The sequence below is a fragment of the Amycolatopsis silviterrae genome (assembly GCF_042684085.1).
GTDB classification, from domain to species: Bacteria; Actinomycetota; Actinomycetes; order Mycobacteriales; family Pseudonocardiaceae; genus Amycolatopsis; species Amycolatopsis silviterrae.
This window is the reverse complement of sequence record NZ_JBHUKS010000026.1, coordinates 1-21,937: the sequence shown is the minus strand read 5'-3', so window position 1 is coordinate 21,937 and position 21,937 is coordinate 1. Positions and strand designations below refer to the sequence as shown.

The following is a 21,937-nucleotide window of genomic DNA, read 5'->3' as shown; positions in this document are numbered from 1 at the left end:
ACTCTCCGATCGAGCCCGGCACCGCATCGCACTCTGCGCCGAGCTGGAAATATTTTTTATATTATTGCTAGACTGGTGGGCATGACCCCTGACGAGGCACTCGAGAATCTGCTGGTCACACGGTGGAGCTGTCGCGCCTACCAGGACCGGCAGGTGCCCCGGCCGGTCGTCGAGCGACTGCTGTCGCTCGCGCAGCGGACGGCGTCGTGGTGCAACACCCAGCCCTGGCAGGTGATCGTCACCAGCGGCGCGGCGACCGAACGGTTCCGGAAAGCGATGACCGAGTGGGCGCGGGAGAACCCGGCCGAGTTCGACTTCGCCCCGCCCGCCGAATACCGCGGCGTGTACCGCGACCGGCGCCGCGCCAGCGGCTGGCAGCTGTACGAAGCCGTCGGCATCGAACGCGGCGACCGGGAAGCATCCGCCCGGCAAGCGTTCGAGAACTTCCGCTTCTTCGGCGCCCCGCACGTCGCGATCGTCACCACCGACGCCGTGCACGACCTCTACGGCGCCGTCGACAGCGGGCTGTACGTCGGAACCTTCCTGCTGGCGGCGCAAAGCCTCGGGCTGGGCGCGATCCCGCAGGCCGCCCTCGCCGGGCACGCCACGCTGATCCGGCAGCACTTCGACATCCCGGACGACCGGAAGATCCTGCTCGGCATCTCGTTCGGCTACCCCGACGAGGACCATCCGACGAACAGCTACCGCACCGCTCGCGCGCCGCTGGAGGAAGTGGTGACCTGGGCCGACGAATGACCCCGGTCGCCGTCGGACCAGCGCGCCCGGCCCCCGCGCACGGAAGGAGGCGGGGCGGATGTCTCCGCGCGGCGAGTCGATGATCGAGCGGGTCGTGCGCGTGCTCGAGGCTGTCAAAGACACGAGCAGCGCGCGCACCGCGTCCGAGATCGCCCGGTGCACCGGCATTCCGGTGCCTTCCGCGCACCGCATCGTGGCGGAACTGACCCGGCTGGGAATCCTCGAGCGCGACGCCGACCGGCGGATCCGGATCGGAGTGCGGCTGTGGGAGATCGCGGCCCGCTCGGCCGGGCTGCCGACGCTGCGCGAGAGCGCTCTCCCCTACCTGGAGGATCTGCGCGCCGTCGTCCAGGCGCCGACGCTGCTTTCGGTACTGGACCACAACGACGTGCTCAACGTCGACACCCTGTCCGCGCGCCAGGCCGGCGCCACCAACGTCACCCAGCCCGGCGTCCGGCTGCCCGCGCTGTCCTCGTCGCCCGGCATCGTGCTCGTCGCGTTCGCCCCGCCGAGCGTGCGCGACGAGATCCTCTCTTCCGCCAAGATCGTCCGCTTCACCGAGCACAGCGTCGTCGACCGCGCCGAGGTGGCCCGGATCGTGCACGAGGCCCGCCGGGTCGGGCACGTCGTCGCGCGCCGCTGGATCTCCCTTGACTCCACCGGCATCGCCGTCCCGATCCTCGCCGACGACCGCACCGCGCTCGCCGCGCTGTCCGTCACCGTCCCGTTCGCCGCCGACGCGGCCGCCGAACTGCTGCCCGCGCTGCACACCACTGCCCGCGGCATCTCCCGCGCGTACCGGCTCCACTCGCCCGACCCGCGGATCGCTTCGCTCCTGCGCCAGATCCGGCGAGCCGTCGAACTCGGCTGAGACTCATCGCACCGGCTGTTTCTCGGCAGCCGAGAAACACCCTTCCCGCATCGGCCGAACCGGACGAATCTCGGGGCCGGACAACGGAGTCGAGAACGGAGCTGGGCGCATGCCAGGAAAACTCGCAGGCAAGGTCGCGTTCGTCACCGGAGCGGCGCGCGGGCAAGGCCGCGCCGAAGCGCTGCGGTTGGCGCGGGACGGCGCGGACATCATCGCCGTGGACATCGCCGCACCGGTGGAGACGAACGTGGCGCCGCCAGCGACGCCCGCGGACCTCGAAGAAACCGCGCGCGGGGTGAAAGGTCTGGGACGCTCGGTGGTCACCGCGCAGGTCGACGTGCGCGACTACGCCGCGCTGAAGGCCGCGCTGGAGGACGGGGTGCGACAGCTCGGACGCCTCGACGTGGTGGTCGCGAACGCCGGGATCTGGTCGTACGGGCTGAGCGAAGAGATCTCCGACCTCGAATGGCAGACCACTCAGGACGTGGTCCTAAAAGGCGTGTGGCACACCGCGAAAGCGGCGATCCCGATCCTCAAGGACCAGGGCTCGGGAGGATCGATGATCTTCACCAGCTCGACCATGGCGATCAAGGGAATGCAGAACCTTTCGCCGTACGTCGCGGCCAAACACGGCGTGGTCGGCCTGATGAAGACGCAAGCACTGGAGCTGGCCCCGTTCGGGATCCGGGTCAACTGCGTGGCGCCGACATCGGTCAACACGAAACTGATCCACAACGACCAAACGTACGCGCTGTTCGCACCGGACCTCCCGGAAGCGGAACGCACCGCCGACCGGGTCAAGGACCGGTTCGCGACTATCCCGGTGATGGACGTGCCATGGGTCGAACCTGAGGACGTCGCCAACGCGGTGGCCTTCCTCGCTTCCGACGAAGCGCGCTACGTGACCGGGCTCGAGCTGAAGATCGACGCGGGGCAGACGCTGAAATGACCGAGGACCCCATGCGCGCGCTGTGCCGGTTCGCAGCGCGGACGACCTACGCCGACCTTCCCGAAGACGTCGTCCGGCACGCGAAACATACCCTGCTCGACTGCATGGCGGTCCTGATCGGCGGGTCCGGAATGGACGGCATCCCGGCCATCGCGGACTTGGTGCGGGACAAGGGCGGCAAACCGGAAACGCCCCTGCCGTTCTACGGCGGACGCGTGCCCGCCGCCGAAGCCGCGCTGGCCATCGGCCCGATGCCGAGGGCGATGGACTGCGGCGATCTGCACGAGGAAGCCGGGCACGTCAGCGAGTACATCGTCGCGAGCTTGCTCGCCGCCACCGGGCTGCGGTCGGACGTCACGGGCGCGGAGTTCTTGACCGCGCTGGTGATCGGCCAGGAGACCTTGATCCGCATCGGATCGGCGTACCGGGTGATCAGCAAAGCGGTGAAGGACAACGACTGCGGCGGGCACTACATCTTCGGAGCTGTCGCCGCGGTCGGCAGTCTGCTCGGATTCTCCCAGGAGGAGCTGGAGAACGCCCAGGGCATCGCCCGCACGATGACGCAGCCGCACACGATGGGCATCTACGCACCGGCGACGCTGATGGTGCGCGTGCACCACGGGCTCGTGTGCCAATCCGCGATCACCGCGTGCCTGCTCGCTCGCCGCGGCATCACCGGACCCCGGCAGGAAGTGCTGACCGGACCCAACGGTTTTCTGCGCACGGCGCGCTGGGAAACCGATCCGGACGCGCTGACCCGCGGTCTCGGAAAGGACTGGACGGCGACTCAGATCACCACCAAGGGCTACAGCGCCTGCTATTTCTCGCACTCTTCGATCGACGGCATCATCGAGCAGATGCGCACGCACGAGTTCGCCGCCGCCGACATCGCGAGCGTCCACATCGCAGTCTCGACCTCGGGCTGGCGGGCGGTCTGCGAGCCGACCGAGAAGAAGTGGGATCCGCAAACCGTCCCGGAATGCCAGTTCAGCCTTCCCTACGCCGTGGCCACTGCCGCCTTCGACCGACGGGTGTTCGTGCAGTCCTATTCGGACGAAGCGCGGCGGCGTCCGGAGGTGCGCGAGCTGATGACCCGGATCTCCGCCGTCGAGGATCCGTCCGTTTCCGACTGGGGCGCCCGGCTGACCACGACTCTGCGCGACGGGCGGGTGATCGCCACCGAACACGTCTATGTGAAGGGGCATCCGAAGAACCCCTTCAGCGAACAGGACTTCATCGACAAGTTCCGGATGTGCCTGCCGTTCTCGGTGCTGCCGCTCGAGGATGCGACGGCTGACCGGATGATCCAAGATGTTCTGGCGCTGGAAAAGGTCGACGACGTGATGGCGGCCTTGCTGCTGCCCCTGACACCGGAAGACTGACGGACTCATGACAGAAGAATTCGCGGGCAAAGTCGCCGTGATCACCGGAGCGGGCCGGGGCATGGGCGCGGAAATCTCGTCCCGGCTCGCCCAGGCGGGAGCGTCCGTCTTCGCGGTCGACCTCAAACCGGCTTCGGAATCCGCGCCGGGCATCGTCCCGGTCCAGTGCGACGTCGCCGACCCCCGCTCCGTGCGCGCCGCAGCCGCCTCCGTCGTCGCGGACGCCGGGCAGATCGATCTGCTCGTCAACGGCGCGGGATTGGTGAGCGTCACCCGGCCGGTCGAGACCATCTCCGACGACGACTGGGCACGGCTGATGGGGGTGAACGTCACCGGCGCGTTCCACTGGATGCGCGAGACACTGCCCGGAATGAAGGCGCGGCGATCCGGCAAGATCGTCAACGTCTCCTCGCGAGCCGGGCGGACCCTCGCCAACTTCGCCGGCGCGCACTATTCCGCGTCCAAAGCCGCGTTGCTCGGCCTCACCCGCCAAGTCGCGCTGGAAGCGGCACCGGACAACGTGCACGTCAACGCGATCGCACCCGGGCTGGTGGAAACCCCGATGCTGAGCGGTTCCGTCGACGAGCGGAAACGGGAAGCAGCCCGTGCGGCCACTCCGCTGCGGCGCATCGGCACGACCTCCGACATCGCCGAACTGGTGCTGTTCCTGCTTTCCCCGAAGTCGGACTACATCACCGGGGCCACGGTGGACATCAACGGCGGCGATCTGATCCTGTAGCCGCACTCTCAGCCAGGGGTCGCCAGTACCCCCTGACAGGAGCATCTGCCTCAGCGAGGCGAGTCCGGGCAAGCTCGAACTCACGGAAGCCACTGCCGAGGAGAAGAGGCTCATGAGCGAGATCGAGACCCGCCAAGTCATCGTCAAAGCCCCGTACTGGGACATCGCGGCGAACCTGTTGCTGCCGGCGGACTTCGACGCGAGCAAAACCTACCCTGCCGTCATCAGTGCCCACCCGATCGGCAGCTGCAAGGAACAGACCGCCGGGAATGTCTACGGCCCGGTGCTGGCGCGAGAAGGCTTCGTCGTCATCGCCTTCGACGCGAGCTTCCAAGGCGACAGCGGCGGCGAGCCGCGCTGGACCGAGGACCCGACCCAGCGCGTGGCCGACTTCTCCCACGTCGTCGACTACCTCGTGACGCTGGACTACGTCGACGCGGACCGGATCGGCGTCCTCGGCATCTGCGGCGGTGGCGGGTATGCCACGAACGCGACGATGCTCGAACGCCGGATCAAGGCGCTCGGCGCGGTCGTGCCGGTGAACTACGGCCGTCTCATGCAGGAGGGCTTCAGCGAGTTCGACCCGGTCAAGCTGCTCGAACAGGTCGGCGAACAGCGCACCAAGGAGGCCCGCGGCGGCGACGTCCAGGTCAATGAACTGCTGCCGGCCTCCCCTGAAGCGGCTCGCGAAGCAGGCGCTACGGACCGGGACGTCGTCGAAGCCACGGACTACTACAAGACCGGGCGGGGCGGGAAGCCCAACGGCGTCGCCCGGATGAACTTCGGCTCGTTGAACCAGGCACTGAACTGGGACGCGTTCCTTCGCGCCGAGACGATGCTGACGCAGCCGGCGCTGATCGTCGTCGGAGACCAGCCGGGTGCGTTCGGTTCCTACCGCGACGGGACGGAGCTGTACGGCCGGATCGCGGCATCGCGGGACCGCCAGCTCGTCGTGGCCGAGGGCTACTCGCACTACGACCTTTACGACCAGCCCGAGCCGGTCAAGATCGCGCTCGACGCGCTGATCCCGTTCTACCGCAAGCACTTGGGGCAGGCTGCCTGACGCGGCTCACCCATCGCCCCCGAACAGCCCGACGAGAGTGCGGGACACCGACTCGGCGAACTCGTCCACGCCGAGCCGGTCTTCCGGGTCGAACCATTCGCCGATGAGCGCCAGTCCGCCCAGCGCCAGATTCAAGGTCAGGTGCAGGTCCTCGGCCAGCTCGTCCGCCACGGCCCGGAAGATCATGGTCTGCTCGCGCCGGAGTTCGTCGCGACGGGACTCCAGCGCCGCGACCGGGACGCGCACCTTGAGGAAGAGCGGAATGAACTCCGGGTACTCGCGAAGAGCGATCACGGCTTCCTCCCGGAACATCAGCCGCAGCCTTTCCCGCGGCGGGTGTTCCGACTCCGCGATCGCGACGAGCCGGGGGAACACCTCCGCGGCGGCGTGCTCCATGCACCTGAGGAACAGCTCTTCCTTCGACGAGAAGTAGTGGTAGAGGCTGGGTCCGCGCAGATCCAAGGCCGCGCCGATGTCCTCGAAGTTGGTCGCCTCGTAGCCGCGCTCGGCGAAAAGCCGGGCCGCGGTGTGCTCGATGAGCCGGACCCGCTCGGCGCGTTTGCGCGTCGCGCGGGTCTCGGCGCCGCTCGCGTCCTTCACCCGGCCTCCTCGCTTGCCCGATCTGAACGCACAATATATTATCTATTCATTCGTAGGGAATCTAGCGGTCAGGAGAATCGTGGAAGCGGCAGGCGTACGGGTACCGCACACCGACGACGTCTTCGTCGGCGGCGAATGGAGGCCGGCGACCGGAGACGGGCACACCATCGTGTCACCTTCGGACGCGAAGCCGGTCGGCACGGCACGACAGGCTTCCGAGGAGGACGCGACCGCGGCGGTCGATGCCGCCTTCTCCGCCCGTGGAGCGTGGGCCGCCACTCCCCTGGCCGACCGGGTCGCGACGTGTGCCCACTGGCTGGACAACGTCGACCGGCGTGCGGCCGATCTGGACGTGACCTGGGCTGTCGAGGCGGGAATGCCGTTGCGGCATGGCAAGGCGCTGCACCGGTTCGGGACTCTCGCCTCGTGGCGGTCCGCGCTCGACGGCGCCGAGGAGATGCTGCGGGAACGACGCCGGCCCTCGGAACTCGGCGATGTCCTCCTGCGGCGGGAGCCCGCCGGTGTCGTGGCGGCGATGCTGCCCTACAACGGTCCGGTGGTGACGGTGGCGTCCAAGGTCGTTCCGGCGTTGCTCGCCGGGTGCCCCGTGATCGTCAAGGCAGCACCGGAATCAGTGTTGACGATGGCGTTAGTGGCGGAATGCGCCCAGCAGGCCGGTTTTCCCGCCGGAGTGGTGAACTTCGTGTCGGGACCGGTCACCGTCGGGCAGGCACTGACGCGGGACTCCCGGGTGGATCTGGTTTCGCTGACCGGCGGGCACGCGGCGGCGCAGGACGTCCTCGCGAGCACGAACGGCCGGTACGCGCGCACTCAACTGGAACTGGGCGGGAAGTCGCCGGCGGTGATCCTGGACGACGCGCCGCTGGACAAGGTGCTCCGGGCGCTCGTGCCCGGCGCCACCAACGGGGCGGGCCAGGTGTGCGCGCTGCTGTCCCGGATCCTGGTTTCCGAACGTCGGCACGACGAGGTCGTCGCGCGGCTGAAGTCCGCCTGGGAAGGCCTCGTCATCGGTGATCCGCTCGATCGGGCGACGCACATCGGCCCGCTGGTCAACGAGGCTGCTCTGCGCCGCACCGAAGGTTTCGTCGCCCGCGCGCGACAGGACGGCGCCCGGCTCGTCACCGGCGGCGGACGGCCCGCCGGACTGGAGACCGGGTGGTTCCACCAGCCCACGATCTTCACCGACGTCGCCGAGGACGCCGAACTGGTGCGGCGCGAGGTGTTCGGGCCGGTGACCGCGGTGCAGGTGTACCGCGACATCGACGACGCCGTCCGGCTGGCCAACGCCACCGATTTCGGGCTGTCGGGTGCGGTGTACACCGCTGACATCGAGGCAGGGATCGAAATCGCGGGCCGGATTCGCGCCGGGGCGGTGGCGGTCAATTCCTTCGGTCCGGCGATGAGCGCTCCGTTCGGCGGGGTCGGGGCCTCGGGCTGGGGTCGTGAGTCCGGCCCCGAAGGGATTCTCGGTTTCACCGAGCTCAAGCAGATCCTCGTCGGTGCCGCGTGAGGGCGGGACCGCTGGCGGGGCTGAAAGTCATCGAACTCGCCGGGATCGGGCCGGGTCCGTGGTGCGGCATGCTGCTCAGCGACCTCGGCGCCGAAGTGCTGCGGGTGGACCGGCCGGCTGCCGTGGGCACGATGCGCACCGATCTGGGCGCCGCCAACGGGCGGGAACCGGCTTTCGTCAACGACCGCGGGCGGCGCTCGATCGCGGTCGACCTCAAGCACCCCGAAGGCGTCGATGTGGTGCTACGGCTGGTTGAACAGGCCGACGTCCTCATCGAGGGCAACCGCCCGGGAGTCGCCGAGCGGCTTGGCGTGGGCCCGCAGGACTGCTTCGCCCGCAACCCCAGCCTGGTCTACGGGCGGGCCACGGGCTGGGGCCAGGAGGGTCCCCTGAGCCAGACCGCCGGACACGACCTCAACTACCTCGCGACGTCCGGCCTGCTCGCGACGATGGGACCAGCGGGCGGACCGCCGGCGATCCCGCTCAACCTGCTCGGCGACTACGCCGGCGGCGGGCTGATGCTCGCCATGGGCCTGGTGGCCGCCCTGTGGGAAGCCCGCGACGGCGGACCCGGCCAGGTCGTCGACGCGTCGATGCTGGACGGAATCGCCCTGCTCGGCGGCGTCTTCTACGGACAGCACCAAGCCGGGATGCTCACGCCCGGGCGAGGCAGCAACACTCTCGACGGCGGGGCGCCGTTCTACACCGTCTACGAGACCGCCGACCGCGGCTGGATGGCTGTCGCCGCGATCGAGGCCAAGTTCTTCGCCGAGCTGCTCGCTGTCCTCGAGCTGGCACCGGAACTCGCCGCGCGCCAATGGAACCGCGCCGAATGGCCGTCGCTGCACGCGACGATCGCCGCTGTCTTCCGCACTCGTTCGCGCACCGAGTGGGAAGCCCGGTTCGAAGGCCGGGAAGCGTGCACGACACCGGTCCTCGAACTGGACGAGGCGCTGCGTCACGAACACGCGGCGGCCAGGAAGAGCTTCGTTCCGGTCGACGGCGTGCTGCAGCCCGCCCCTGCGCCGCGGTTCAGCCGAACCCCGGGCGCGGTCCAAGGCCCGGCGGTTCCCGCGGGGGCCGACACCGGCACCGCATTGCTCGACTGGGGCCTCACCGCGGAAGAGGTGACCGCTTTGCGGGCATCCGGAGCGATCGTTTAGCCGTCCGACGCGAGACACGGGAGTCATCGATGGGGATGAGCCTCAACTACGTCACCGATTCGATCGCGGGCCAACTGCCGCCGATCGACCCCGGCCGCCCGGCCGTCGTCCTGGGCGGCGAACCCGCGGTGTCCTGGACGGAACTGCGGGCGAGGGAACTGCGCTATGCCCGTGCCTTGCAACGAGCGGGCGTGCGGAAAGGCGACCGGGTCGCGCTCCTGCTGCGCAACTGTGCCGACTACATCGCGCTGTACCTCGCGATCGGCCGGGTGGGCGGCATCGCCGTTCGCCTCAACTGGCGGTTGACCGGCCCGGAACTCGAGTTCGCCTTGAGCGATTCGAGCGCGAGCCTGCTGCTGTTCGACGCCGAGTTCGCGCCGGTGATCGAGAACATCCGCGACGGCATCGCGGTCACCACTTATGTTTCGCGCTCCTCGACCGGCGCTGGCCCGGACTGGGCCACTCCCCTGCCGATGTTCGCCGCCGAGGAGTCCGACGCCTCCGGTTTCCCCGAACTGAACGCCGACGACCCTGTCTCGCTGATGTACTCGTCTGGTACGACAGGGCGGCCGAAGGGTGTGCTGTTCTCCCACGGCAACGCGTTGTGGATCGGCTCCGTCCAGGCGCAGCGGTGGCGCATCGACGAGCGCACCGTCGCACAGACCAGCGGACCGCTCTTCCACGCGGGCGGCTTCGAAGTGCTGCTGCTGCCCGCGCTGCTCGCGCACGGCACGGCGGTCACCTTCCCCTCCGGCAACTTCACCTGCGAACGGTTCCTTGAAGTCGCCCGGCACAACGGCACCACGTCCATGCTCCTCTACCCCTTCATGCTCGCCGACCTGCTGCACATGGACGCGATCGAAACTCTCGTCCCCGCCGCCCTCCGCCGGATCGTCACCGGCGGCGACGTCGTCATGCCGTGGATCTACGACGAAATGGAACGTCGGCTCCCCGGCGTCGAACTGGTGCAGTCCTACAGCCTCACCGAAGGCGGCGCCGTGAGCACCAGCCTGGAATTCGCGGTGGCGCGCGGCCGCGAAAGCAGCATCGGCCGCCCGCAGGCCATGACCGAGGTGAAGGTGATCAGGCCGGACGGAACTCCCACCGGCAGCGGAGAAGTCGGCGAGATCTGCGTCCGCAGCGGCGGGGTGAGCATCGGGTACTGGAACCTTCCGGACGCCACCGAAGCAACCTTCGTCGACGGGTGGTGCCACACCGGCGATCTGGGCAGCATCGACGAAGACGGCTTCCTGACGATCGCCGGACGGGCCAAGGACATGTACCGCAGCGGCGGCGAGAACGTGTATCCGGCCGAAGTCGAGATGGTCCTGACCGGACACCGCGATGTCGCCGACGCCGCGGTGATCGGCGTCCCCGACCCCCGGTACGTCGAGACCGGGGCCGCGATCATCGTGCCCGCCGAAGGCCGCCCGGTCGACGCCGAGCACGTACGCCGGTGGCTGGCGGAACGACTGGCCAAATACAAGGTCCCCAAACACTTCCACTTCGTGGACGACCTGCCGCGCAACGCCAGCGGGAAGGTCCTCAAGAGCGTTCTCCGCACAACTTATGGAGGCAAGCGAAATGACTGAAGCCGCGCTGCTCGAGAAGGCGGGCTCCGCCCTCCGGATCACCGAAATCACGCTGGCCGATCCAGGCCCCGGAGAGGTCGTCGTCGAAGTACGCGCCACCGGCGTGTGCCAATCCGACGTGGGCGTCTTCACCGGAAAGCTCCCCGCGCCGGTACCGCTGGTCCTCGGCCACGAAGGCGCGGGCGTGGTCGTCGAGGTCGGTGCCGGCGTCGAGGACCTGAAAGCCGGTGACCACGTAGTGCTGTCCTGGCTGGCCAGCTGCGGCAGCTGTTTCTATTGCCAGCGAGCCGAACAGCACCTGTGCGGCCGTCCCCGCACCATGCTCGGCGCGCACACCATGGTCGATGGAAGCACGCGGATGAGCCTTGACGGCACCGCCGTCCGCCAGTTCTGCGGGTTGGGCAGCTTCTCGCAACGGACCGTCGTGCCCGCCGGAGCCGCGATCAAGATCCCCGACGACATCCCGATCGCCTCCGCCGCCCTGCTCGGCTGCGGTGTCCTCACCGGATTCGGCGCCGCCGTGCACACTGGCGAAGTGCGTGTGGGCGACACCGTCGCCGTTGTCGGCTGTGGCGGTGTCGGCCTCAACGCGGTGCAAGGCGCCCGAATCGCCGGAGCCACCACCATCATCGCGATCGACGTGCACGCAGACCGCCTGGCGCTGGCCTCCGAACTCGGCGCCACCCACACCCTGACCGCGGGCCCCGACGTCGTCAAGCAGGTGCAAGCCCTCACCGGACGTCGCGGCGCGGACGTCGTCATCGAGGTGGCCGGACGACCGGAAACCGTGCAGCAGGCGATCGCCATGTCCCGCCGCGGCGGCACGACGGTTCTCGTCGGCGCCGGACCAGGCGTTGGCATCGACGAGGTCTTCGGCAACGTCGTGATGGCGGGCAAGACGGTGAAGGGCTGCCTGTACGGCTCAGCGCACGTCAAACGCGACATCCCGCGCCTGGTCGAGCTTTACCGCAGCGGTGCCCTGCTCCTCGACCAGCTGGTCACCGAGACCTTCGCCTTCACCGACATCGCCAAAGCCGTCGACTACTGCGCCGCGGAACAAGGCGCCCGCGCCGTCGTCCTCGCCTGAACAGCCCGAAGGAGACCTCCGTGTCCGGCACCGTCAAACACCTCTGGGCGCTCGACGCCCCGACCATCGCCACCGACTGCGGCCTGTTCCAGCTCGGCACCGGCGGCGCCCCGCTCGCCGTACCGATCCCGACGTTCCTGATCGAGCACGACCTCGGCCTGCTCATGTTCGACTCCGGACTAGACAGCACCGCCGCCGGTGACCCCGCCCGCGCCTACGGCCCCCTCGCCGAAGCCTTCGACATCCGATTCCCCAAAGACCATCGGCTGGACACCCAGCTGGAGTCGATCGGTTTCACCACGAAGGACGTGCGGCAGGTCGTCATCTCGCACCTGCATTTCGACCACACCGGCGGCCTCGACCTGTTCCCCGGCGCGCAAGGCTTCCTCGGAGCCGACGAACTGCGCTACGCCCGCACGCCACGCGCACTCGACGCCGCCATGTTCCGAGAACACGACCTAGACGCGGCGAGCCGGATCGACTGGCTCGAAGTCCCCCGCGGCTACGACCACGACGTCTTCGGCGACGGCAGCGTGACAATCCTGTCCCTGCCCGGCCACACCCCCGGCACGCTCGGCTTGCAAGTGCGGTTGCCCGACGGCAAGCAGATGGTCTTGAGCAGCGACGCCGCCCACCTGCGCAGCAACATCGACCAGACCACCGGCATGCCGCTGGACGTCTCCAACCCCGACAAGGAAACCGGCCTGCGCAAGCTGAAACTGCTCGCCAGCAGGCCGGACACCACGGTCTGGGTCAACCACGACCCTGACGACTGGGAACTCAACCGGCCCAACGGACGGCAGGTCGCCTGACCCAGCCAGCCGGCCGCGTCGGGCCACGAATACGGCAGCCCAGTAACAGCCGGTGACACAATCCCGACCTTCATCGCATGCCACCGCGACCGCGATACCTGCACATGGTCGACGCTTCTCGCGATGAAGCCCAGCTCGCCGTGCGCTTGTACAACGACTCCTCGGAGGTCCGTTCCTTCGAAGGCTTCGTCGTTCACATGCACCTTGCCTGGCTTTACCTCCTGCACGCCGAACTCACCCGGGACAGCATCGACTTCCGGTATTGGCGCATGCGGGGACGGGCAAAACGGCTGGAACGGGTCGACGGTGAACCGAAGCGCTGGGAGCTGGCCACCTGTGTGCGGCACCGCTGGCCTGACAAAGCCGCTCCGGAACGGGCCAACCTGGAATTCTTCGTCGCCCTGCGCAACAAGATCGAACACCGGTACGCCCGCGAACAGCAAGCGCTCGCGGTCTCCGTGAGCGGCCAGAGCCAAGCGCTTCTGCTCAACTACGAGCAGGAGCTCACTGGCCAATTCGGAACCGGCTCGTCCCTCGCCACCCGCCTGCGGTTCCCGGTCTTTGTCGGAAGCTTCACTGACGAGGGCGAGCGTACCCTGCGACGGCTGCGCTCGCGGCTGCCCGCACCACTGCGGACCTTCATCGCCGACTATGACGCCGGCCTCGATGCCTCCGTCACTCAGGACCCGCGATACGACTTCCGGCTGCGAGTGCTCCAGGAACTCGCGCCCAAAGACCCGGACGCACTCGCGGTCCAGTTCACCCGCTACGACGACCTCACTGAGGAACAACGAGCCACCGTCGAGGCGATCGGCAGAAGAGGCTACGTCGTCGTCCGCGAACACAAACGACCCGTCGTCGGACACGGGTTGCTCCGGCCGGCACAGGCCGCACGAGCGATCCAGGACCGGATACCGTTCATATTCAACACAAATCTATTCACCACAGCCTGGAAGAAGCTCGGTGTGCGACCGTTGGTCGGAGATCCGCATCCCGAGAGGACGATCGAAAGCTACTGTCTCTACGACGAGCCACACGGCGATTACGGCTACACCGAGGCCTACATCGCCAAACTTGCCCGCGAATGCGCAACCGAAGCAGGCTTCCGCGCTTTACTCGGGACGGCCCCCAGAGACAAGGTGACCGGCGACTGGGTGGGACCGTCTCCGCTCACCGCGACACCACCCTGGAAACGATCGGCCTCGCCGACCGCACAGGAGCCTCCAGACGTGGATGCGATGCGCTCAGCCTGACGTCGTGTGCGATCGCCATCGCTGACACTCCCGAGTGAAGGTCCGCCCAAGCCTCCGCTGCACCGTTGTCATGGACGGGTTGTTGCGCTCAGCGCGTCACGCCGTTCGCGCACCCGCGGCGCAATCCGCGCGATGGCCGAGCCCAGCTCGGTCGCCGCGCAGGTGGCCTGCCGGTGCTGACGATCCTTCAACAGCCTCCGCCTGCCCCGGAGATTCACGCCGGAGAAGGCAACCCCGTTGGGTGGCTGAATCCGCAGCCGGAGCGGTGCCGCCGACGCTGGCCCGACGCCCCGCCGATGTGGTGGTCGCGGTGGTCGCTCATCGTGGCAATCTCCCTGGTGCCAGGCCGATTCGGTTCCCCCGCCTCGGCGGCAGGCTGGCCAGCGGGCGCGCAAGGGGTGCTCTCAGCCCCTCCCTCACCGCCGCCGAGGTTCGTAGCGTGGGAAGCACCGAAGGGAACCGACCAAGGAAGCGAGAGAGACTGTGCCGGGCAAAATCGAGCAAGTCAGCGTGAAAGCGCTCTACTGGGACATCGCGGCAGACGTGTACTTCCCACCGGAGTTCGACGAAACCAAGAAATACCCCGTCGTCATCACCGCGCATCCGATCGGCAGCTGCAAGGAGCAGACCTCCGGCAATGTCTACGGAACCGCGCTCGCCGACGCGGGTTTCGTCGCCGTCGCCTTCGACGCGAGCTTCCAGGGCGCCAGCGGCGGCGAACCGCGGTTCATCGAAGACCCGACGCTGCGCGTGCAGGACTTCAGCTACGTCATCGACTACCTGGTCAATCAGTCCTATGTGGACGAGGACCGGATCGGTGTGCTGGGGATCTGCGGCGCGGGCGGCTACTCGGTGAACGCGACCATGACCGAACGCCGGATCAAGGCGCTCGGCACCGTCGCCGGCGCGAACTACGGACGGCTGATGCACGAGTCGTTCACGAACTACGACCCGATCGCCGCGCTGGAGGCGATGGCCGCGCAGCGCACCGCCGAAGCCCGCGGCGCGGAACTGCGCGTGGACGACCTGCTGCCGCCGTCGCCGGAGAAGGCCCAGGAACTCGGTCTGACCGAGATCGACGTGTACGAGGCCACCGAGTACTACCGCAGCGACCGCGGCCGCAAGCCGCACGGGCTCAACCGGGCGCTGTTCTCGCACCAGGCGACCGCGGTCGGCTGGGACGCGTTCAACCGCGCGGAGGTGCTGCTGACCCAGCCGCTGATGGTCGTCGTCGGCGACAAGCCGGGGGCGTTCGGGTCCTACCGGGACGGCCTGGAGATCGTCCGCCGCGCCCGGTCGGCGAAGAAGGAACTCGTCGTCGCCGAGGGCTGGTCGCACTACGACCTCTACGACAAGCCCGAACCGGTGAAGATCGCGCTCGAGCGGCTCGTGCCGTTCTACCGCGAGAACCTCTGACCCGCCGCCGGTCCGGAGGGGGTGCTGCCGTCCCCTCCCCCGGACCGGCCGGGCCGCCTACCGTGTGGAGGGTGAGCGTGGCGAGCGACCTCAAGGACTTCCTGGTCTCCCGGCGGGCGAAAGTGACGCCTGACCAGGTCGGGCTGCCCTCGTCCGGACGCCGCCGGGTGCCCGGGCTCCGGCGCGAGGAGGTCGCGACGCTGGCCGGGGTCAGCCCGGACTACTACGTCCAGATCGAACGCGGCCGCGCCGGCGACATCTCCGACGAGGTGCTCTACGCGATCTCCAGGGCACTGCTGCTGAACGACGTCGAGACGGCGCACCTGTTCGGCCTCGCCCGCGCCCGGCCCCGCACCGGCGCCCAGCGCGCCCCCGACCGCGTCCCCGAAGGCGTGCGCACGATGCTCGACAGCGTGCCCGACCTGCCCATGCTGGTGCAGAACGGCCGCCTCGACCTGGTCGCCGCCAACGACCTCGGCCGCGCGCTGTACTCGGACGTCTACGACCGTTCCCCCGGCACGCCCAACCTCGCCCGGTACGTGTTCTTCGACGACCGCTCGGCCGAGTTCTTCCCGGACTGGGGCCTGATCGCCGACTACGCGGTCTGCCTGCTGCGCGCCGAAGCCGGACGCGCGCCCTACCACCGGAAGCTCACCGAACTGATCGGCGAGCTGGCCACCCGCAGCGACGAGTTCAAGACCCGCTGGGCCCGCCACGACGTCCGGACCCACGACCGCGGCGAGAAGCAGTTCCGGCATCCGGTGGTCGGCGACCTGACCCTGCGCTACGAAGGGTTCGCGATCCCGGGCACCGACGGGCTCAGCCTCTACAGCTACCTCGCCCCGCCCGGCGACCACACCGCCCACGACGCCCTCCTTCTGCTCGCCAGCTGGGCCAAGACCCACGCGGAACCCGCCGCGGACCCGTCCGTCAGCCCGCCTCGAACGCCCTGACCGCCTCGGCCGAGGTGACCGGCCGCGCCAGGTACCCGCTGATCAGCCGCTCCGCCGCGGCCTGGTCCCCGGCGGTCGAGGCGGCCGTGCAGTCGGTCAGCAGGTACTGCTGATAGCCGAGGTCGAACCCGGCCGCGGCGGTGAGCAGGACGCACCGGTCGGTCACCACGCCGGCGTAGAGCACCGTCCGCACGCCGAGGTTCCGCAGCACCTGGTCGAGATCCGAGCTGCCGAACGCACCCGAGCCGGACTTCGTGACCAGCAGGTCTCCCGGCGCGTGAAGGCCGTCGAGAGGTTCCGCGGCCCAGTTTCCTTCCCACGCCTCCGCCGCCCGCACATACGCCCGCAACGCCGGGACGATGTCCGCGCAATCGGCAGCCCGGCTGGCCAGTTTCGAATGGACGATCACCGCGCCCGCATCCCTGGCCGCGGCCAGCACCCGCGAGAGCGCCGGGACCACGACCTCCTCGCACCGCGCTGTCTTGTAATCGCCGGAGGCCACCCTCGCGCTGAACCCGTCGCGGTGCGCCTGCCAGTTGATCAGGTCGACCAGCACCACCGCCGTCGTGCGCGGGGCGAAATCGGCCCACGGATCGTCCGGATCGAACGTCCGCGAGTTGTACCAGCGCCCGCTCAGCGCGTCCGGCAGCATCACGGGACCTCCTCAGTGGATGGTGAGGCCGCCGGTCGGGCTGGCGACCAGGCCGGTGAGGTACCGGGACTCTCCGGAAGCCAGAAACGCGACGACGTCGCCGATGTCGTCGGGAGCCGCGACCCCGAGCGGGCTGCGTTCGATGATCTTCTCGTACTGCCTGCGGTGCCGGTCGCTCACCGCGCCTTCCGATTCGAACGCGGCAGTCCACGACGGAGAGTCGCGGACCACCGTGACGCAGACGCAGTTCACCCGGATCCGGTCGCGCGCAAGCTCTTTCGACAGCACCTTGCTCGCCATGATCAAGCCGCCGGAGAAGGTGGCGATGGCGGTCTGGCCGGGCGTCGGGACCCGGCCGCCCTCCGACGTCACGAAGACGACACTGCCGCCGCCCCGCTCCCGCAGGTACGGCACAGCCGCCTGCACGACGTTGAGCTTCGCCGCGACCGCCGAACCGATGAACGCGGTGGCGCGTTCCAGATCGATGTCCGCGAACGGCCCGCGCACCGCGGTGGTGCGGGCCTCGTCGTCGTTGCCGCCCGCGCTGGGCACGACGATGTCGATGCCGCCGAATCGTTCGGCCGTTTCGGCCGCCACCGCGGCCATGTCCTTGGCGGACCGGACATCGCCTGCCACGAAATGGCCTTTGCCGTCCAACTCGGCCAGCACGGCCTCGGCTTTGCGCTCGTCCCGCCCGTTCAGCACCACCGTCGCCCCGGCGGCGGCCAGCCGACGCGCGACGCCGCGGCCGATCCCGCCGGTGCCACCGGTGATCAGGGCGACTTTTCCGTCCAACGTGGTCATCAGGATCCTCCGTGCCGGTTCGCGAAACTCACCACTCCGCGCACGTTCAGCCCGTCGTGCAGGTCCACGTACGCTTCGTTGACCTGTTCGAGGTCGTAGGTCCGGGTGATCAGCTCCTCCAGTTTCAGCGAGCCGTTCCGGTACAGGTCCAGCATGAGCGGGATCTCCCGGGCCGGGCCGCCCATTCCGTAGAGCGCGCCCTGGATCCGCTTTTCCGACATGGTGAATTCGAGCAGCGGCACCGGAATCCCGGTGAGATCGTGCTTCGCCGCGCTGGTCACCACGAGCGTGCCGCCCTTGCGGATCGCCGCGTACGCCTGCGCGAGGTGCTCGGTGGCGAGCACGCCGACGCACACGATCGCCGAGTCCGCGCCCTGGCCGTTCGTCAGCGAACGGGCTCGTTCGGTCGCCTCGCCGATGTCCGCGAACGCCTCCGTCGCCCCGAGTTTCAGCGCGAGTTCGCGTTTCATCGCCAGCGGATCGACTGCGAGGACGTGCTCGGCCCCGACGTACCGCGCGCCCTGTACCGCATTCATCCCGATGCCGCCGGTGCCCATCACGATCACCACGTCCCCGGCCGCGATCCCGGCCGCGCGCACCGCGGAGCCCCAGCCGGTCGGGACCGCGCAGCCGACGATCGCGGCGACCTCGAACGGGATGTCTCGGCGGATCGGCGTCGCGGACACCTCGGGGATGACGGTCCATTCGGAGAACGTGGAGAGGCACGCGTTCTGTGCCACGCCGCGACCGTCGGCGTGCATCCGGAACGTGCCGTCGAGTTGCGTGCCGACGGTGATCAGCGCCCCGTTGTCGCAGAGGTTCTGCCGCCCGGCCACGCACATCCGGCAGTGCCCGCACGCCGGGATGAACGACGTGACGATGTGGTCGCCCGGCGCGACCCGGGTGACACCTGGCCCGACTTCGCGGACGATGCCCGCGCCCTCGTGGCCGCCGCAGGCAGGATAGGAGTGGAACGGGATGTCGCCCTGGGCGAAGTGATCGTCGGAGTGGCACAGACCGGACGCCATCATCTGCACGAGGACTTCGCCCGCCTTCGGCGGATCCAGGTCGACCTCGCGCACGTCCCACGTCCCCGGCGCCTCCCACAGCAGCGCGGCAGTCGTCTTCATGAAGCACCTCCGGGGTAGCAAGCACGCAGGAAACTCCGGTACGCGTCAGCCATTCCGGTACTGTGCGATTCGCCCGCGATCAGCTCGGTGCTTACTCGCAGACCCGGCAGCGGGCGCTCGGTCACCACGTCGAGGAAGCGCAGGAATTCGATCGCCAGGTGCCGGTAGAACTGGCTGGGGCCGAGCATTTCGTACGCGTTGACGGTCAGGTGCAGGAACGTTTCCCGGGGCAGCCGGTGCAGGTTTTCGTAGCGTTCGTAGATACGGCTGTCCGGCACGACTACTCCGGGGCTGCTGGCGCCGAACCGGGTGAAGAGGGCGGAACCCGAGGTCAAGGCGAACAGGGTGAACAGACCGCCGTAGGAGTAGCCGAACAGTCCGACGTCGTCGGGGCGGAACCGGTAACGGGACTTGATCTCCGGATGCAGTTCGGTCTCCAGGAACGCGAGGAAGTTGTCCGCGCGAGCGTTCTTCTGCTGCGCGAAAAAGTCGTCGCACACCGATTCCGGCACCGCGCCCGAGTCGACGCCGAGCCGGCCTCGGATGTGCGCGCGCATGAAGTCCGGCACGCCCTCGCCCGGGGGAACCAGGTCGCGGTTGCGCAAGACCAGCTGATTCGGCGCGTCCTCCGCGACATAGCCGACGTTCACCTGGACATACGGCTCGACCGGGCGCGCCTGTTGCCGGTCGGCGAGCGCGCCGCGCAGGCCTTCGGTGAGCGGCCCGACGATGTTGCCGTCCGTGGCGTACACCAGCGGCCGATCCCCGCCGCGGTCGTAACCGCGCGGCAAGAAGACGCTCACCGCGAACCGGGCGCCGACCGCGGCCGAGTCGATCTCGAAGTACTCGGCGGGCATCGTCACGAGACTCCCTGGGCGTTCAGCGCGGTCCACGTACGGTGCGTTCGGCCGCGCAGCACCCGGCCGAACGCCGAGCCGGTGAGATGGCATTGCGCGGCGACCGCGTCGGGGTCGCCCTCCAGTTCGCCCATGATCCGGTCGCGGGTGCGGACGCCCAGTTCGGCGTCCACCTCGAAGACCAAGGAAACCTCGTTGTCGGTGAGCTGCGCCGGGCAGTGCAGCACGTCGCCGAGGATCATCGCGCGCTGGTGTCCCGACGACACCACCAGCGAGCAGTGGCCCGGGGTGTGGCCGGGCGTCGCGACAACGGATACGCCGGGCGCGACGACACTGCCGTCCGAAACCGCGTCGACCCGTCCTTCGAGCGCATCCAGCGCGCCGCCCGGGCCGACTGCCGCCATCGGGTGGTCGCCGAGGGACTGCCAGTACTCGACTTCGCGTTCGCCGACGAGGTGGCGTGCGTTGCCGAAGGTCAGTTTCCCGTCCTGAGCGGTCCAGCCGACGTGGTCGATGTGCAGGTGCGTGTAGAAAACCGTGTCGATGTCTTCGGGAGCCAAACCCTCCTCGCGGAGGCTGGTGAGCAGCCGCCCGGAGCGGAACACGCCGTCCGCGGCGGGGAAGTCGACGGTGTGGTCGCCGAACCCGAGGTCGACGAGGATCTTGCGATCGCCCGTGCGGATCAGGAACGTGCCGAGGGAGAGCAGGAGCTTGCCGTCGGCGTCGAAGAGTTCCCGGTGCGCGTTCCACAGCTCCGGAGTGCCGGCCGGGAACAGCGCGGTCTCCGAGACGCTGGCCTCTCCGTCGGGCAGGTAGGTGATGCTGATGTCGCCGACGGCGATCGTTTCCCGGGGCGAAACCTGTGCGGACATCGTTGTCCTTTCGTTCGTCAGGCGGAGTGGACGATGACGCCGCGGAGGTTCCGGCCCGCTTTCAGGTCGTCGAACCCGGCGGCGACGTCGTCGAGGGCGTAGCGGGTGGTGATCAGTTCTTCGAGCTTCAGCGCGCCCTGGCGGTACATCTCCAGCTGCGCCGGGATGTCCGCAGTCGGCGAACTCGCGCCGAACAGCGAACCTTGCAGACGCTTTTGGTAGAGGACGAGTTCGTGCAGGTTGAAATCGCCGTCGCGGACGAAGCTCTCGCCCAGCCCGACCGCGACGCATGTGCCGGCCTTGCGGACCGCTTCGAGTCCCTCGCCGAGGTGCCGGCCGGTCACGACGCCGACGGTGACGATCGCCGCATCGGCGCCTTGCCCGTTGGTCATCGACCGGGCCAGTTCGGTGGCCTCGTCCATGTCCGCGACCGCGTGGGCCGCACCGAGCTTCAGCGCGGATTCCCTTTTGAACGCAACGGGATCGACCGCGATCACGGCGGCGGCGCCGGCGTGCGCGGCACCCTGAACGGCGTTGATCCCGATGCCGCCGATGCCCATCACGATCACGACGTGCCCGGGGCGGACAGCAGCGGAGTTGACCGCCGCTCCCCATCCGGTGCCGACGCCGCAGCCGGTCAGGCACGCGACCTCGAGCGGGATGTCCGGATCGATCTTGATCACCGACGAGGTGGAGACCGTGGTGTGCTCGCAGTAGGTCGAGAGCCCGGCCATCTGGCCGACCGGCTGCCCGTCGAGGGAGAGCCGGAATGACGCCGGGTCCTCCGGCCGCGCGCCGGTGCCGAGCGAGGCGCCGAGGTCGCAGAGGTTCTGCAGGCCGCGGGCGCAGAACCGGCACCGGCCGCAGACCGGGAGGAAGGAGAACACGACGTGGTCGCCCTCGGCGAAGCCCGTCGTTCCCGGCCCGACCGCCTCGACGATTCCGGCCCCTTCGTGCCCGCCGGCGAACGGCAGGATCGGCGGGGTCTGGTCGCCGGTCGCGAAATGGTCGTCGGAGTGGCACAGGCCGCTCGCGACCATCTGCACCCGCAGCTCGCCCTGTCGCGGGTCCTCGACCTCCAGCTCCACGACCTCGTACCGGCCCGGCGTTTCCCGCAGCACCGCTCCGCGGGTCAGCACCCGACCACCGCACCCCGATGTGCGTTCATCGTTTTCGGCCTCCTGTTTCCGGCAGCACGAAACAGCACTCGCGAGTGCCGTGAAATGCGAAGTCACAGATTTCTTGCTGCGGTTTCGATGCTAGGCAGGTCACCCGGCGGGAATCAATTCGGAATCTCCGAAGCGGCAATTCGGGGAACGGAAACCCGTCCCGTCAGCGGCCCAGCCCGACAGCCGGGCGCCAAGGTACGTGAGGGGAACCCTGAGGGAATGAACTGCGCCCCGGAAGTTGGACTGGGAATCTGGTTCCGGCTGGCGGGGAGTGTGTTGGTTGTAT

General features: G+C 68.9%; 21 protein-coding genes. 14 read left to right on the top strand and 7 right to left on the bottom strand.

Annotated elements, in window-relative coordinates; all coding sequences use genetic code 11:
- Nucleotides 1-81 precede the first annotated feature (81 nt).
- The 6 genes from ACFSVL_RS31595 (at nt 82) to ACFSVL_RS31570 (ending at nt 5,760) form a co-directional block, all read left to right on the top strand.
- Nucleotides 82-756 (top strand): nitroreductase, encoded by a 675-nt coding sequence (locus tag ACFSVL_RS31595; protein ID WP_354741174.1) that lies wholly within the window; start codon nt 82-84, stop codon nt 754-756.
- 58 nt (nt 757-814) lie between these two features.
- Nucleotides 815-1,627, top strand: a complete 813-nt coding sequence (locus tag ACFSVL_RS31590; protein ID WP_378309277.1) for an IclR family transcriptional regulator — start codon at nt 815-817, stop codon at nt 1,625-1,627.
- 109 nt (nt 1,628-1,736) lie between these two features.
- Entirely contained in the window at nt 1,737-2,576 is an 840-nt protein-coding gene (locus tag ACFSVL_RS31585) for a mycofactocin-coupled SDR family oxidoreductase (RefSeq protein ID WP_378309275.1), read from the top strand.
- A complete protein-coding gene (locus ACFSVL_RS31580) occupies nt 2,573-3,958 on the top strand; it encodes an MmgE/PrpD family protein (RefSeq protein WP_378309273.1) in 1,386 nt (461 codons plus the stop codon). The genes ACFSVL_RS31585 and ACFSVL_RS31580 overlap by 4 nt, the downstream gene beginning before the upstream one ends.
- Nucleotides 3,959-3,965: 7 nt before the next feature.
- Nucleotides 3,966-4,697, top strand: coding sequence for an SDR family NAD(P)-dependent oxidoreductase (locus tag ACFSVL_RS31575; protein ID WP_378309271.1), 732 nt, complete (start codon nt 3,966-3,968; stop codon nt 4,695-4,697).
- A 112-nt stretch (nt 4,698-4,809) separates the two neighbouring features.
- Nucleotides 4,810-5,760: an alpha/beta hydrolase gene (locus ACFSVL_RS31570; RefSeq protein WP_378309270.1), complete on the top strand. Its 951-nt coding sequence runs from the start codon at nt 4,810-4,812 to the stop codon at nt 5,758-5,760.
- Nucleotides 5,761-5,766: 6 nt separating this feature from the next.
- Here ACFSVL_RS31570 and ACFSVL_RS31565 read toward each other — a convergent pair whose 3' ends face one another.
- On the bottom strand, nt 5,767-6,360 hold the full coding sequence (locus tag ACFSVL_RS31565; protein WP_378309268.1) for a TetR/AcrR family transcriptional regulator: 594 nt from the start codon (nt 6,358-6,360) through the stop codon (nt 5,767-5,769).
- A 79-nt stretch (nt 6,361-6,439) separates the two neighbouring features.
- Between ACFSVL_RS31565 and ACFSVL_RS31560 the strand changes: the two genes are divergently transcribed.
- The 8 genes from ACFSVL_RS31560 to ACFSVL_RS31525 all read left to right on the top strand — a co-directional run bounded on the left by ACFSVL_RS31560 (nt 6,440) and on the right by ACFSVL_RS31525 (nt 16,167).
- Nucleotides 6,440-7,891: an aldehyde dehydrogenase family protein gene (locus tag ACFSVL_RS31560; RefSeq protein ID WP_378309266.1), complete on the top strand. Its 1,452-nt coding sequence runs from the start codon at nt 6,440-6,442 to the stop codon at nt 7,889-7,891.
- Entirely contained in the window at nt 7,888-9,054 is a 1,167-nt protein-coding gene (locus ACFSVL_RS31555; RefSeq protein ID WP_378309265.1) for a CaiB/BaiF CoA transferase family protein, read from the top strand. Before ACFSVL_RS31560 ends, ACFSVL_RS31555 begins: the two co-directional genes overlap by 4 nt.
- A gap of 29 nt (nt 9,055-9,083) precedes the next feature.
- Entirely contained in the window at nt 9,084-10,646 is a 1,563-nt protein-coding gene (locus ACFSVL_RS31550; RefSeq protein ID WP_378309264.1) for a class I adenylate-forming enzyme family protein, read from the top strand.
- Nucleotides 10,639-11,733: a zinc-binding dehydrogenase gene (locus tag ACFSVL_RS31545; protein WP_378309263.1), complete on the top strand. Its 1,095-nt coding sequence runs from the start codon at nt 10,639-10,641 to the stop codon at nt 11,731-11,733. Before ACFSVL_RS31550 ends, ACFSVL_RS31545 begins: the two co-directional genes overlap by 8 nt.
- Before the next feature lie 20 nt (nt 11,734-11,753).
- Complete coding sequence (locus ACFSVL_RS31540) at nt 11,754-12,545, top strand: N-acyl homoserine lactonase family protein (protein ID WP_378309261.1); 792 nt, start codon at nt 11,754-11,756, stop codon at nt 12,543-12,545.
- Nucleotides 12,546-12,649: 104 nt separating this feature from the next.
- On the top strand, nt 12,650-13,798 hold the full coding sequence (locus ACFSVL_RS31535; protein WP_378309259.1) for a DUF3644 domain-containing protein: 1,149 nt from the start codon (nt 12,650-12,652) through the stop codon (nt 13,796-13,798).
- 483 nt (nt 13,799-14,281) lie between these two features.
- Complete coding sequence (locus tag ACFSVL_RS31530; RefSeq protein ID WP_378309257.1) at nt 14,282-15,214, top strand: alpha/beta hydrolase; 933 nt, start codon at nt 14,282-14,284, stop codon at nt 15,212-15,214.
- Between the two features lie 71 nt (nt 15,215-15,285).
- Entirely contained in the window at nt 15,286-16,167 is an 882-nt protein-coding gene (locus ACFSVL_RS31525) for a helix-turn-helix domain-containing protein (protein WP_378309255.1), read from the top strand.
- On the opposite strand, the gene ACFSVL_RS31520 is transcribed toward ACFSVL_RS31525, so the two are convergent.
- The 6 genes from ACFSVL_RS31520 to ACFSVL_RS31495 are packed head-to-tail and all read right to left on the bottom strand — an operon-like array spanning nt 16,145 to nt 21,621.
- Nucleotides 16,145-16,819: a cysteine hydrolase family protein gene (locus ACFSVL_RS31520; protein ID WP_378310099.1), complete on the bottom strand. Its 675-nt coding sequence runs from the start codon at nt 16,817-16,819 to the stop codon at nt 16,145-16,147. The genes ACFSVL_RS31525 and ACFSVL_RS31520 overlap by 23 nt on opposite strands.
- Nucleotides 16,820-16,831: 12 nt before the next feature.
- The gene (locus tag ACFSVL_RS31515; RefSeq protein WP_378309253.1) at nt 16,832-17,623 is read right to left on the bottom strand and encodes an SDR family NAD(P)-dependent oxidoreductase; all 792 of its coding nucleotides are present in this window, start codon (nt 17,621-17,623) and stop codon (nt 16,832-16,834) included.
- Nucleotides 17,623-18,753, bottom strand: a complete 1,131-nt coding sequence (locus ACFSVL_RS31510; RefSeq protein WP_378309252.1) for an NDMA-dependent alcohol dehydrogenase — start codon at nt 18,751-18,753, stop codon at nt 17,623-17,625. Before ACFSVL_RS31510 ends, ACFSVL_RS31515 begins: the two co-directional genes overlap by 1 nt.
- Nucleotides 18,750-19,610, bottom strand: a complete 861-nt coding sequence (locus ACFSVL_RS31505) for an alpha/beta hydrolase (protein WP_378310097.1) — start codon at nt 19,608-19,610, stop codon at nt 18,750-18,752. Before ACFSVL_RS31505 ends, ACFSVL_RS31510 begins: the two co-directional genes overlap by 4 nt.
- A gap of 2 nt (nt 19,611-19,612) precedes the next feature.
- Nucleotides 19,613-20,482 (bottom strand): MBL fold metallo-hydrolase, encoded by an 870-nt coding sequence (locus ACFSVL_RS31500; RefSeq protein WP_378309251.1) that lies wholly within the window; start codon nt 20,480-20,482, stop codon nt 19,613-19,615.
- Between the two features lie 17 nt (nt 20,483-20,499).
- Nucleotides 20,500-21,621: an NDMA-dependent alcohol dehydrogenase gene (locus tag ACFSVL_RS31495; protein WP_378309250.1), complete on the bottom strand. Its 1,122-nt coding sequence runs from the start codon at nt 21,619-21,621 to the stop codon at nt 20,500-20,502.
- Between the last annotated feature and the right edge of the window lie 316 nt (nt 21,622-21,937).